The organism is Streptomyces sp. NPDC051211 (assembly GCF_040689505.1).
Lineage (GTDB): Bacteria > Actinomycetota > Actinomycetes > Streptomycetales > Streptomycetaceae > Streptomyces.
In genome coordinates this window covers 39,571-51,991 of the sequence record NZ_JBFBAV010000020.1, presented here as the reverse complement: position 1 = coordinate 51,991, position 12,421 = coordinate 39,571, and the positions used below count along the sequence as shown (strand labels likewise).

Annotated in this window: 10 protein-coding genes; 3 read left to right on the top strand and 7 right to left on the bottom strand. The window is 72.6% G+C overall.

The window, feature by feature from the left end; translation table 11 throughout:
- Positions 1 to 37 precede the first annotated feature (37 nt).
- Together AB0447_RS20710 and AB0447_RS20705 are read right to left on the bottom strand one after the other, a co-directional pair.
- Positions 38 to 2,308 (bottom strand): N-acetylmuramoyl-L-alanine amidase, encoded by a 2,271-nt coding sequence (locus AB0447_RS20710; RefSeq protein WP_366478146.1) that lies wholly within the window; start codon positions 2,306 to 2,308, stop codon positions 38 to 40.
- A gap of 136 nt (positions 2,309 to 2,444) precedes the next feature.
- On the bottom strand, positions 2,445 to 3,266 hold the full coding sequence (locus AB0447_RS20705) for a serine hydrolase domain-containing protein (protein ID WP_366478207.1): 822 nt from the start codon (positions 3,264 to 3,266) through the stop codon (positions 2,445 to 2,447).
- 61 nt (positions 3,267 to 3,327) lie between these two features.
- Between AB0447_RS20705 and AB0447_RS20700 the strand changes: the two genes are divergently transcribed.
- Together AB0447_RS20700 and AB0447_RS20695 are read left to right on the top strand one after the other, a co-directional pair.
- Entirely contained in the window at positions 3,328 to 3,711 is a 384-nt protein-coding gene (locus AB0447_RS20700; RefSeq protein WP_366478145.1) for a MerR family transcriptional regulator, read from the top strand.
- 52 nt (positions 3,712 to 3,763) lie between these two features.
- On the top strand, positions 3,764 to 4,777 hold the full coding sequence (locus AB0447_RS20695) for an aldo/keto reductase (RefSeq protein WP_366478206.1): 1,014 nt from the start codon (positions 3,764 to 3,766) through the stop codon (positions 4,775 to 4,777).
- A 39-nt stretch (positions 4,778 to 4,816) separates the two neighbouring features.
- On the opposite strand, the gene AB0447_RS20690 is transcribed toward AB0447_RS20695, so the two are convergent.
- The 3 genes from AB0447_RS20690 to AB0447_RS20680 form a co-directional block, all read right to left on the bottom strand.
- Positions 4,817 to 5,665, bottom strand: a complete 849-nt coding sequence (locus AB0447_RS20690; protein ID WP_366478144.1) for a DUF4429 domain-containing protein — start codon at positions 5,663 to 5,665, stop codon at positions 4,817 to 4,819.
- A gap of 86 nt (positions 5,666 to 5,751) precedes the next feature.
- Positions 5,752 to 6,891 carry an alpha/beta hydrolase gene (locus tag AB0447_RS20685; protein ID WP_366478205.1) on the bottom strand — a complete coding sequence of 380 codons (1,140 nt, stop codon included), beginning with the start codon at positions 6,889 to 6,891 and terminating at the stop codon, positions 5,752 to 5,754.
- Between the two features lie 163 nt (positions 6,892 to 7,054).
- Positions 7,055 to 7,825, bottom strand: coding sequence for a TetR family transcriptional regulator (locus AB0447_RS20680; RefSeq protein ID WP_366478204.1), 771 nt, complete (start codon positions 7,823 to 7,825; stop codon positions 7,055 to 7,057).
- 459 nt (positions 7,826 to 8,284) lie between these two features.
- Between AB0447_RS20680 and AB0447_RS20675 the strand changes: the two genes are divergently transcribed.
- Positions 8,285 to 8,695 (top strand): peptidase inhibitor family I36 protein, encoded by a 411-nt coding sequence (locus AB0447_RS20675; RefSeq protein WP_366478143.1) that lies wholly within the window; start codon positions 8,285 to 8,287, stop codon positions 8,693 to 8,695.
- Here the strand turns inward: AB0447_RS20675 and AB0447_RS20670 are convergent.
- Positions 8,692 to 9,540, bottom strand: a complete 849-nt coding sequence (locus AB0447_RS20670) for a potassium channel family protein (RefSeq protein WP_366478141.1) — start codon at positions 9,538 to 9,540, stop codon at positions 8,692 to 8,694. The two genes, AB0447_RS20675 and AB0447_RS20670, sit on opposite strands and share 4 nt — an antisense overlap.
- A gap of 77 nt (positions 9,541 to 9,617) precedes the next feature.
- On the bottom strand, positions 9,618 to 12,350 hold the full coding sequence (gene aceE, locus AB0447_RS20665; RefSeq protein ID WP_366478140.1) for a pyruvate dehydrogenase (acetyl-transferring), homodimeric type: 2,733 nt from the start codon (positions 12,348 to 12,350) through the stop codon (positions 9,618 to 9,620).
- Between the last annotated feature and the right edge of the window lie 71 nt (positions 12,351 to 12,421).

Here is a 12,421-nt window from a genome sequence, read left to right as displayed (position 1 = left end):
TGATCGGCAAGACACCCCTCGCGGTTCCGGGGCCGGGTCAGTCCCTGAGGTAGACGATGCCGTCGGTGGTGACGGCTGGACGGCCCGCCGTCCCCTCGACGACGATCTTGACGGTGTGCTGCCCCTGCGTCGGCCAGGACTTGGTCCAGATCGCGTCCCGGTACTTGGTGGTCGTCGACCTCAGGTCCACGGTGGTCGCCTTCACCCCGTCCACGTAGACGTGCGCCCGGCCGGACGTGCCGGCCCGGGACACCACCCAGGCCACCGAGCGGCCGGTGAAGGTCCAGCTCAGGCTCGCGTTGGCGGTGGAGCTGGTGTACGAGGTGCCGCCCAGGTAGCTGGTGGAGGACTTGGTGCTCCAGCTGCCCGACTTGGCGGCCGCGGTCTCCTGGACCACCACCGGCGTGCCCCAGGCGCCCATGTTCCGCGTGTTGCCCGCGAAGTCGGCGGCCGTCATGTCCCAGTACGTCGCCGTGTTGGCCTTGGCGGTGTGCTGGGCGCTGTACACGGTCGGCCCGTACGTGGCCGAGACCGGCTTGAACAGCTGCACCTGCTTCAGGGCCGCGTTGTCGGCCGCCTTCCAGGCCACGGTGAGCGGCACGCCGCCCAGGTTGACGGTGCCGGGGCGCAGCGCCAGGTTGACCGGCGTCGGCCAGGTCGGCGCGGTGGTCTCGGCGACCACGGTGGTCACCGGGGAGAGCGCGGTGCGCCCGGCCCGGTGGGTGGCCCTGACCTGCACGGCGTGACTGCCCGCGGCGAGGGTGGCGGTGGCCGAGGTGGCGGTGCCGGCCGTGGTGGCCACCACCTTGCCGTCGACCAGGAGTTCGTGCTTGGAGACGAACTCGGCGGGGGTGGCGGAGGCCCAGCCGACCGTCACCTGGCCCTTGGTGTAGTACGTCGCACCGGAAAGGCCCGCGCCCTGCACGGACTTGACGGTCAGGCCGGTGACCGGGCCCGCGGCCCAGGAGCGGATCAGCGGCAGCTGCCCGTAGAGGGCGGTGCCGGGGCACTCGGTGGCGAAGCCGTCGCGGTGGCCGGAGATCCGCTGGAAGGAGACGCTCTGGCCGGGCTTGAACTTGCCGTTGTCGACGGCCGCGGTCATGGTGACGCTGCTCGCCGGGTCGTACGCGTACTGGCCGAGCTTCCAGGCCGCGATCCGGGCCGCGGAGGCCTTGGCGACGGCCGGGGCGTCCACGTCCGTGTAGCCGCCGATGATCGCGATGCCGGTGGTGTCGGTGTTCCAGCCCAGGGTGTGGGCGCCGACGACGGGCAGGTCGGTGCCGCCCTTGCGGCCCTCGAAGATCGTGCCGCACTTGTCGACGATGAAGTTGTAGCCGAGGTCCTTCCAGCCGTTCGTCTTCACGTGCAGGGTGTGCAGGCCGCGCATGATGGCCGCCGAGTCGGCACAGTCGTAGGTGTTCGTCTGCGCGGTGTGGTGCACGAAGACGGCCTTGACCTCCTTGCCGTAGACGGGGGCCTCGTCGTTCATGGCCTCGTCGGCGCCCCACTGGGCGCGGGTGACGACCTGCGGGCGCGGCGCGGTGGACACGGGCCCGGTGGGCGTGCCGGTGGCGCTCGCGGTCGGGGTCGGGGTGGGGCTCGGTGCCGGGCCGGCCGGGGACGTGGAAGCCGACGGGGACGGCTCGGCCGCCGGCGAGGACGAGACCGGAGCGGAGACCGGCGCGGAGGCCGTGGGCGTCGCGGTCGCGGAAGGGCTCGCGGTCGTGGACGCGGACGCGGTGGGGGACGGGCTCGTGGTGGTGTCCACGCTGAAGGCGGCCGGCTCGGCGCGCAGCACCCGGGCGGTGCCCGGGTCGACCAGGTCGACCCGCAGGCCGGCCGGCAGGGCCGCGCCCTTCCCGGTGATCCGGACCTCGACGCCGTTGGACGGGCCGGCCCAGACGGGCTCGGAGGCCCCGCGCAGGCCGGGGCGGTCGGCGCCGTCGTTGGCGGCCTCGCCCTCGGAGTCCAGGGTGGTCCAGGCGGACCACTTGCCGGAGCCCTTCGCCTTGGTGCGGACCTGGATCTCGCCGTCGACCGTGCGGCCGGACTCGTCCCAGGAGACGGCCAGCATGCTGAAGGCGGAGGTGTCCTCGTCCTTGAAGGAGGCCTCGGCGCCGGTCACCGTCAGGGGTGCGGTGCGCACCTCGGAGTTGACCGGACCGGCGACCACCGGCGGCGGTGTCGCCTTGTCATCGCTTCCGGGGGTGCCGAAACCGGAGGTGCCCGTCACCCCCTGGAAGACGAGCACGCCGGCGATGCCTGTGGTGACGGTGGCAGCCGTCAGCCAGATCCTGCGGGTCCGCAACCGGATCCCCCCGATAGTTCAGCGGTGGATGAGAACCGGAATCTATCGAGCGATTTTCGGTCACAAACTCGGGTTATCCGGCTGGATCGTGACAGATCGATACGACGGGCGATGTGATCTGCATCTCAGTCCATGATCAGACGGAACGGGCCAGCTCCGCGAGCACTGCGTCGGTGAACGGCGGCCACGCCTCGACCGCCCACGGTCCGAACGCGCGGTCGGTCAGCGCCACGCACGCGGCGCCCGCCTGCGGGTCCACCCACAGGAAGGTCCCGGACTGGCCGAAGTGCCCGAAGGTGCGCGGGGAGGAGCCGGTGCCGGTCCAGTGCGGGGACTTGCCGTCGCGGATCTCCATCCCCAGGCCCCAGTCGTTGGGGGACTGGTGGCCGTAGCCGGGCAGGACGCCCTTGAGTCCCGGGTGGACCACCGAGGTGGCCTCGGCGAGCGTGGACGCGTCCAGCAGCCGGGGCGCCTGGAGTTCGGCGGCGAACCGCACCAGGTCGGCCACGGTGGAGACGCCGTCCTTGGCCGGAGACCCCTCCAGCGAGGTCGACGCCATGCCCAGCGGCTCGAACACCGCCTGCTCCAGGTACTCGGCGAAGGGGATGCCGGTGGCCTTGGCGATGTGGTCGCCGAGCACCTCGAAACCGGCGTTGGAGTAGAGCCGCCGCTGCCCGGCCGGGGCCATGGTCCGGTGCTCGTCGAAGGCCAGGCCGCTGGTGTGGGCCAGCAGGTGGCGGATCGTGGAGCCCTCCGGCCCGGCCGGCTCGTCGAGCTCGACCGCGCCCTCCTCGTACGCGACGAGGGCGGCGTACGCGGCGAGCGGCTTGGTGACGGAGGCCAGCGGGAAGCGGTGGTCCACCGGGCCGTGGCTGCCGGCGACGCTGCCGTCCGCGCGGACGACGGCCGCGGCGGCGGTCGGGACCGGCCAGTTCTCGATGATGCGCAGGCTCTCCAGGCTCTCCATGCCGCCGAGCCTACTTGCTTGGAGTGCGCTCCAAGGTTTTAGCGTGGGCGCCATGAGCCTGACGGAGACGCGGTACACGATCAGCGAGGTCGAGGCCCGGACCGGTCTGACCCAGCACACCCTGCGCTGGTACGAGCGGATCGGCCTGATGCCGCAGGTGGACCGCTCGCACTCCGGACAGCGCCGGTTCACCGACCGGGACCTGGACTGGCTGGCCTTCGTGGGCAAGCTGCGGGCCACCGGCATGTCGGTGGCGGACATGGTCCGGTACGCGGAACTCGTCCGCGCCGGCGAGCACACCTCCGAGGCCCGGCGGGAGCTGCTGGAGCGGACGCGGCGCGACGTCCGGGCGCGGATCGCGGAGCTGACGGACACGCTCGCCGTGCTGGACTTCAAGATCGAAATGTACTCGGGGAGGAACTGTGGTGAGCACTGACAGGGGCGGGAACCGGAGCGGGAACCGGCTCGAGAACCGGATCGGGAACCGGATCGGGAACCGGATCGAGCAGGCGGAACTGGGTACGGGCGGCCCGGTGGTCGGCGTCCAGGGCCTCGGCTGCATGGGCATGAGCGAGTTCTACGGGGACACCGACGAGGCGGGCGCCCGGGACACCCTGGAGGCGGCCCTGGAGGCCGGGGTGACCCTGATCGACACCGCGGACGTCTACGGCCGGGGCCGCAACGAGGAGTTCCTCGCGCCGTTCGTGGCCGCGCACCGGGACGAGATCGTCCTGGCCACGAAGTTCGCCCTGGTCCGGGGCGAGGACACGGCGTACCGGGGGATCCGCAACGACCGGCCCTACCTGCGGCAGGCGGTCGAGGACAGCCTCAAGCGGCTGGGCGTGGACACCATCGACCTCTACTACATGCACCGCCGGGACCCGGCCGTGCCGCTGGCCGAGTCGGTGGGTGCGATGGCCGAGCTGGTGGCCGAGGGCAAGGTGCGGCACCTGGGCCTGAGCGAGGTCACCGGCGCGGAGCTGCGCGAGGCGCACGCCGTGCACCCGATCGCCGCGCTCCAGTCGGAGTGGTCCCTGTTCAGCCGGGACGTGGAACGCAGCGCGGTGGGCGCGGCGGCGGAGCTGGGGGTGGCCCTGGTGCCGTACTCCCCGCTCGGGCGGGGCTTCCTGACCGGCGCGTTCACGGACGCGGGCGCGGAGCTGTCGGAGGCGGACTTCCGGCGGTCGCAGCCGCGGTTCACCGGCGACAACGCGAAGGCGAACGCGGCACTGCTGGCACCGGTCCGGGAGATCTCCGCCGAACACGGCGCGACCCCGGCGCAGATCGCCCTGGCCTGGGTCCAGCAGCGGGCCCGGGTGCACGGCCTGACCGTGGTTCCCATCCCGGGCACCCGCCGGCGCAGCCGCCTCGCCGAGAACGTGGCGGCCACCCGGATCACCCTGTCCGAGGCGGAACTCGCCCTGCTGGAGCCGATCGCGGCCCGCGTCGCGGGTGACCGCTACCCGGACATGAACTTCACCGCGGCCTCGCGGGAAGGGTGACCGGTCACCGGCCGGGGCCTTCAGGGGCCCCGGCCGGTGTCAGCCGGCCTCTGCGGCGAAACGATCCCGCAGAGCCGCGTACTCGGCGTCCGTGAGCAGCCCGGCACCGTGCAGCTCGCTCAAGTGCCGCATCCGGTCCGAGCCTTCGGCGGGCTCGGAGCTCTGCCGGGCGGGCGGGACGGAGGCCACCGGGGTGCGGGCACGCAGCGCCGACAGCACCGCCGCGGCGAACGGCAGCGACTCGTGCACCGCGCCGTAGCCCAGCGCGAACACCACCGCGGCCGGATCGTGGTCCGGCGCGGTGTCCGCTCCGCCGTCCCGCAGCCGCAGCCGCAGATGCCCGCCCGGGCCCTCCGGGGTGCACCATTCGACCCCGCCCAGCTCGGCCAGCTGGTACTCCCGGTCGCCTGCCTTCCACTTGGTGCTGCTGGCGCCCGTACGGGACCAGCGGAAGCCGACGGTGGAGCCGTCGAAGGCGGCCCGCGCGTCGTACGCCTTCAGCACCAGCGGCGGTTCCGGCACCTCGACCAGGAAGGACGGCGCCTCCCGGGCCGGGCCCAGCGCAGGGCGCAGCGCCTCGGTCAGCGCGGTGGCCTGCGCCGCCCGGTCGCCCGGCAGCACCAGTCGGTAGGGGTCGCAGACCTCCTTCAGCTGCCCGTCGGCGGCTTCCATCAGCGGATCCGCGCCCGGTCTCGGTACGGCTCGCAGTACGACGGTGTCCCGCTTGCCCGGGGTCAGGCTGAGCCCGGACAGCGCCTCGTACGGGATGCGCCGCTGCCCCAGCGCGTTCCACAGCCGCCGTGTCCTGATCCCCCGTGCGAAGCGGATGAGCACCGAGTCCGAGTCGAACTCCCAGACGGCATGATTTCCGGCCAGTACGTCACCCATGCGGGCCATGGTAAGGGGCGTCGGGCCCCAACGTCCCCCCGGCGGCGAAGACCGGTTTCCAGGGATTTCTCCGGTCTCTACGCGCGTCAGTCCCGTTCTGTCCCGGAAAATCCGCGACGGCACGAGTCGTCCTCCGGCAGACACGCCACGGAACCGTACGAGCCGGTTCCGATTTTGGCGAGGTTGTCCACCGCGCCGGTGCCTGGCTCGAAATAGCCCGTGTGGCTCTTCGCTCCGGCCGCCGACAGCCGTCGCGCGCCGAACTCCTCGGACATCGGATCCGCACCGTGGCCCAGTCCGCCGACCTCCAGGTGCGGCACGTCGGCGATCCAGTCGCCGGGGTCGCGCATGGCCCAGATCCGGGCCGTGGACTCCAGCTCGGCCACGTTCCCGGCGCGCATGCCGGGGCTGCCCGCCGCCACGATGTCGGTCACCCGGTCCGGCAGCCGGGCGGCGGCCACCCCGCAGACCACGGAGCCGTAGCTGTGGCAGAACAGGGCGGTGGTGGCGTCCGAGGGCAGTGCCGCCGTGAAGGCCGCCAGCCGTACGGCCCCGTCCACGGCCAGCTTGCCGGTGGCCGCGTCCACGCCCATGCCGGCCGGAGCGGTGTAGTCCGCCCAGGCGACCACCGCGCTCGGCAGGTCGGGAGCCTCTGCGCGCTGGGCGGCGTACAGCGACTGGGCCATGCCGACCGGGGCGGTCCAGCGGCGCGCGGTCCGCTCGAAGGTGAGGAGGTGGGTGTCGACTCCGGGGACCACCACGGAGATGCGGCGGGCCCGGTCGAGGTCGCCGAACACCTCGGCGGCGCGGCCGCCGCCGGTGGGGTCGAAGGCCAGGATCTGGCGCCCGTCCTGCATCAGCGAACCGAACCGGTGCACCCGCCGGCCCGCCTCGTCGCGGTCGGCCGGCGTCAGCCGGACGTCCCCGGCCCGGGTCCGTTCCACCTCGCGGGCCTCGGCGAGCGCGATCTTGTTGGCCCGGTAGCGCACCGGCGCGGGCACCCCGTCCAGATTGCCCACCACGAGCGGGTAGCCGGCCGCCAGCCGGTCCCGCTGTACCGCGTCCAGGCCCGCGAAGAACCGCGCGACCGTCCGTACGGGCGCGTCGGCGGGCGGCACGGGCAGGCTGCCGACCCGGGCTCCGGCCCAGGCGGCGAGGGCGACCGCGCGCGCGGAGACGCCGCGGTCGGGGTGGTGGACGGTGGTCCAGCCGGTGGTCGCCAGCATGACGAACACCACCGCGAGCGCAAGGAAGGCGCGCAGCGCGGTGGGGGAGGCGGGGAGGGAAGAGGCGGGGCCGGACACGTTCACTGGGAAATACCCTAGGAGACGTTTTCCGGCCCGAGTGCACGGGGTGGCGGGACTCACGCTCGAAGGTGGTCCGAAAAGGTCACACCGAGGGCCGCCGGGCCGGCGCGGCCTCCGCCGGATCGCCGGCGCGGCTGTCGGCGCAGGCGCAGGAGCAGGAGCAGCCCTCGGCGGCGGGCCGTCCGCCGGGCGGGCCGTGCCAGACGGCGGCGAGGGCCGGGCCGATCTGGTCGAGGCAGTCCTCGGTCATCCGCCGGATCGCCGCCACGCTGTTGTCCTGGCCCCGGCCCCAGAGCCGGCCCGTCATCCGGATCACCCCGGAGAAGGCGGCCACGGCGACCCGGGGCCGCGGGTCGGCGTCCGCTCCGTCGAGGTCCAGGCCTTCGCGGCGGGCGATCAGCCGGGCGGTCCGCTCCTCCAGCTCGGTGGAACGGCGCAGGTGCACGGCGAGCAGCGCGGGCGTGGACTCGATCAGCCGGTAGGCCCTCATGTGCAGATCGACCGGGACCACGTCGGAGATCGCCTCCTCGATGGTGTCCCAGGCGTCGAGCACGGCGTGCCGCATGGCCTCCATGGGCCCCTCGGCGGCCGGCCGGGCCGCCAGCGCGGCCAGGAAGTGGGCCTCGACGAGGTCCTGGACCGCGAAGGCGGCTTCCTCCTTGTTGGCGAAGTACCGGAAGAAGGTGCGCTGGGAGACCTCGACGGCCTCGGTGATCTCGTCGACGGTCGTCTGCTCGTAGCCCTTGGACGTGAACAGCACGAGGGCGGAGCGGAGCAGGGCGTCGCGGGTGCGCTGCTTCTTGCGTTCGCGCAGGCCGGCCGGCGCCCTGGGCGCGGGCCGCTGGTGGGTGATCACCGCATGGTCCTCTCCGCTGTCCTCTCCGACTCCGGGTGAGCGGTCAGGCTACCGGTGACCGGGCCGCGGCGGCCGTCGTGTTGAGCCGTTCGGGAAGAGCCGCCGGACACCCCGGCGGCGCCGGCCGTGACACGTTCGGGGCTGCCGGATCCGGGGCGGGTCCGGGCCGGGTCCGGGATGGATCCGGGGCGGATCCGGGGCGGATCCGGGGCGGATCCGGGGCGGATGCGGGGCGGGGCGGTCGGGAACCCGCCCCGGAGGCGTCAACTCAGCGCCTGCGCAGGGCCTCGCCGGCCCGGTCCGGCAGGGCCGTCCCCTATCCGGATGATCCGGTCCCGGCGCTCTTCCGCCCCGACGTCTTCGCAGGTCAGCGTGGGGTCACGGCGATCCGCACGGGCCACTCCGGCCGGCCTGGCCACCCGTGCGGGCGGTTCGCCGTACAAGGAGTTGACCGTGATGCGCAAGTATTCCGTCGCCCTGGCCGCAGCCGTCCTCGCCGCCACCGCCCTCCTGCCGTCGGCCGCAGCCCAGTCCGTCCCGGCGGGCCGGGACACCCCGGGCGCACGGGCGGGCGCCCCGCCCGTGCTGGGGCCCTGCGGGGCGGGCCAGCTGTGCCTGTGGGCCAAACCCGGCTTCCAGGGGGCCCGGCAGCTGTACGAACTGACCGGGCTCGCCGTGGACAGCTGCACCCCGCTGCCCGCGGGGAAGACCGTGCAGGCCCTGGCCAACCGGACCGGCCGGCCGGTGACCACCTACCAGTCGGCCGAGTGCGCCGAGACCGGCGAGTTCCAGACCTACCCCGGTGACGGCGTCTGGCTCCCGCAATCGCCCTACCAGGTCCGCGCGTTCAAGGTCTGGGAGAACTAGACCCGGTCCGGGGCCCTGCCCGGGATCCTGTCCGGGTCCCAGTCCGCGGCCGCGTCGGGGACCGCGTCCGGGCCGGCCACGGCCGGCCCGGGTGCAGGGGCCGGGACGGCCGCGGTCACCGGATCCGCGGTCAGGCCGCGCACCTCGGCGCGCAGGGCCCGTACCTCGCCCTGGAGTTCGCGGATCGCCGCCAGCTGGGCCCGTTCCACCTCGTCGTCCCGCTCGAAACGGGCGATGAACCAGGCCGCGATGTTCGCGGTGACCACACCCAGCAGGGCGATCCCGGACAGCATCAGCCCCACCGCCAGCACCCGGCCCAGCCCGGTGGTGGGGGAGTGGTCCCCGTACCCGACCGTGGTCATCGTGGTGAACGACCACCACACCGCATCGCCCAGGTTCTTGATGTTGCCGCCCGGCGCGTCCCGCTCCACGCTCAGCACCGCCAGCGAGCCGAACATCAGCAGCCCCACCACCGCGCCCGCCACATACGTGGTCAGCTGCACCTGCGGCGCCATCCGGGCCCGCCGGCCCACCAGCAGCAGGGTCGACACCAGCCGCAGCAGCCGCAGCGGCTGTATCAGCGGCAGCAGCACCGCGGCCAGGTCCACCCAGTGCGTCCGGACGAACAGCCGCCGGTCCTCCGCCAGGCCCAGCCGGACGCAGTAGTCGACCGCGAAGGCACCCCACACCGCCCACTCGGCGTACAGGCAGGCCCGCTGGACGGCGGGACTCGCGTCGGGAGCCACGATCGGCACGGCGTACGCCACCGCGAACGCCACGGCGAGCAGCAGCAGCACGTTCTGCGTACGCCGCTCCCAGCGCACCTGGCGGGAAAGTTCCTTCATGCCCGGCATCGTAAGGAACGGGTAAGGGGCGCGGAGACCTCAGGTCCCCGCGCCCCTCACCGGGACGGGAAGAACGGCTACGCGTCGCCGCCCGCCGCGCCCGGGTCGGCCGCCGAGACGTCCAGCAGCTGGTACCGGTCGACCGCCTGCTTCAGCACCGAGCGGTCGAGCCTGCCCGCCTTCGCCAGCTCGGTCAGCACCGCCAGCACCACGGACTGCGCGTCGATGTGGAAGAACCGGCGGGCCGCGCCCCGCGTGTCCGCGAAGCCGAAGCCGTCAGCACCCAGCGAGGTGTACGCGCCGGGCACCCAGCGGGAGATCTGGTCCGGGACGCTCCGCATCCAGTCCGAGACCGCCACGAACGGGCCCTCGGAGCCGGACAGCTTCTGCGTCACGTACGGGACCCGCTGCTCCTCCTCCGGGTGGAGCAGGTTGTGCTCCTCCACCGCGACGGCCTCACGGCGCAGCTCGTTCCAGGAGGTCGCCGACCAGACGTCCGCCTTGACGTTCCACTCCGCCGCCAGGATCCGCTGGGCCTCCAGGGCCCACGGCACGGCCACGCCCGAGGCCATGATCTGCGCCGGGATGGCGCCCTCCTGGCCCGCGGACACCCGGTGGATGCCCTTCAGGATGCCGTCCACGTCCACGTCGGACGGCTCGGCCGGGTGCTGGATCGGCTCGTTGTACACGGTCAGGTAGTAGAAGACGTCCTCCGGCTGCGGGCCGTACATCCGCCGCAGACCGTCCTTGACGATGTGCGCGATCTCGTAGCCGTACGCCGGGTCGTACGCCACACAGCCCGGGTTGGTCGACGCCAGCAGCTGCGAGTGGCCGTCGGCGTGCTGCAGGCCCTCACCCGTCAGGGTGGTCCTGCCGGCCGTCGCACCCAGCACGAAACCGCGCGCCAGCTGGTCCGCCATCTGCCAGAACTGGTCACCCGTACGCTGGAAACCGAACATCGAGTAGAAGACGTACACCGGGATCAGCGGCTCGCCGTGCGTCGCGTACGCCGAACCCGCCGCGATCAGCGAGGCCGTGCAGCCCGCCTCCGAGATGCCGTCGTGCAGCATCTGGCCGGTCGGCGACTCCTTGTACGCGAGCAGCAGATCGCGGTCCACCGCCTCGTACTGCTGGCCCAGCGGGTTGTAGATCTTGGCGCTCGGGAAGAAGGCGTCCATACCGAAGGTCCGGTACTCGTCCGGGGCGATCAGCACGAACCGCTTGCCGATCTCCTTGTCCCGCATCAGGTCCTTCAGGATGCGGACGAAGGCCATCGTGGTCGCGATCGACTGGTGCCCCGAACCCTTCTTCGCCGCCGCGTACGCCGCATCGCCCGGCAGCTGCAGCGGATTGGCGCGCACCACCCGGGTCGGCACGTAGCCGCCCAGCCCGCTGCGCCGGTCGTGCATGTACTGGATCTCCTCGGAGTTCCGGCCGGGGTGGTAGTACGGCGGCGCGCCGCTCTCCAGCTGTGCGTCCGTGATCGGGATGTGCAGCCGGTCGCGGAAGCGCTTGAGGTCGTCGACCGTCAGCTTCTTCATCTGGTGGGTCGCGTTGCGGCCCTCGAAGTTCGGGCCCAGCGTCCAGCCCTTGATCGTCTTCGCCAGGATCACGGTCGGCTGGCCCTTGTGCGCCTTGGCCGCCGCGTACGCCGCGTAGATCTTCTTGTGGTCGTGGCCGCCGCGCCCCAGGTGCAGGATCTGGTCGTCGGTCATGCCCTCGACCATGGCGCGCAGCCGGTGGTCGTCGCCGAAGAAGTGGTCCCGGATGTAGGCGCCGGTCTCCGTCGCGTACGTCTGGAACTGGCCGTCCGGCGTGGTGTTCATCTTGTTGACCAGGATGCCGTCCCGGTCCTGCGCCAGCAGCGGGTCCCAGGACCGGTCCCAGATCAGCTTGATGACGTTCCAGCCGGCCCCGCGGAACTGCGACTCCAGCTCCTGGATGATCTTGCCGTTGCCGCGGACCGGGCCGTCGAGCCGCTGAAGGTTGCAGTTCACCACGAAGGTCAGGTTGTCCAGGCCCTCGCGGGCGGCCAGCGAGAGCTGGCCGAGCGACTCCGGCTCGTCCATCTCGCCGTCGCCCAGGTACGCCCAGACGTGTGACTTGGAGGTGTCCGCGATGCCGCGCGCCTCCATGTACCGGTTCATCCGGGCCTGGTAGATCGCACCGATCGGGCCCAGGCCCATCGAGACGGTCGGGAACTCCCAGAAGTCCGGCATCAGCCGCGGGTGCGGGTAGCTCGACAGGCCGTACGGGGCCTTCGACTTCTCCTGGCGGAACGCGTCGAGCTGCTGCTCGGAAAGCCGGTCCAGCAGGTAGGCGCGGGCGTACACACCCGGGGAGGCGTGGCCCTGGAAGAAGATCTGGTCGCCGCCGTCGCCCTCGTCCTTGCCCCGGAAGAAGTGGTTGAACCCCACGTCGTAGAGGGAGGCGGAAGATGCGAAGGTGGCGATGTGACCGCCCACCCCGATGCCCGGCCGCTGCGCCCGCGAGACCATCACGGCCGCGTTCCAGCGCGTGGCGTTCAGGACCTTGCGCTCGATCTCCTCGTTGCCCGGGAAGAACGGCTCGTCCTTGGTGGCGATGGTGTTGACGTAGTCCGTGCTGCGCATCTCCGGCACGGACACGCGCTTCTCACGGGCACGCTCGATCAGCCGCAGCATCAGGTAGCGGGCCCGCTCACGGCCCCGCTCGTCGACCGCGGCGTCCAGGGAGTCGAGCCACTCCCGGGTCTCCTCGGGATCGAAGTCCGGGACCTGGCTCGGCAGGCCGCCAATGATGATCGGGTTGCGATCGGATGCGGAAGCCACGCTGTTCCTTCGCTGTCGGGGGAGTCGTGCCCTGTGTCACACCGCCTCCCATCGTGTACCGCCAGACCGCC

Coding starts and splice junctions, on each gene's coding strand:
- AB0447_RS20700 (WP_366478145.1), top strand. CDS start 3,328: ATGAGCCTGACGGAGACGCGGTACACGATCAGCGAGGTCGAGGCCCGG.
- AB0447_RS20690 (WP_366478144.1), bottom strand. CDS start 5,665: ATGGGTGACGTACTGGCCGGAAATCATGCCGTCTGGGAGTTCGACTCG.
- AB0447_RS20685 (WP_366478205.1), bottom strand. CDS start 6,891: ATGCTGGCGACCACCGGCTGGACCACCGTCCACCACCCCGACCGCGGC.
- AB0447_RS20675 (WP_366478143.1), top strand. CDS start 8,285: ATGCGCAAGTATTCCGTCGCCCTGGCCGCAGCCGTCCTCGCCGCCACC.
- AB0447_RS20670 (WP_366478141.1), bottom strand. CDS start 9,540: ATGAAGGAACTTTCCCGCCAGGTGCGCTGGGAGCGGCGTACGCAGAAC.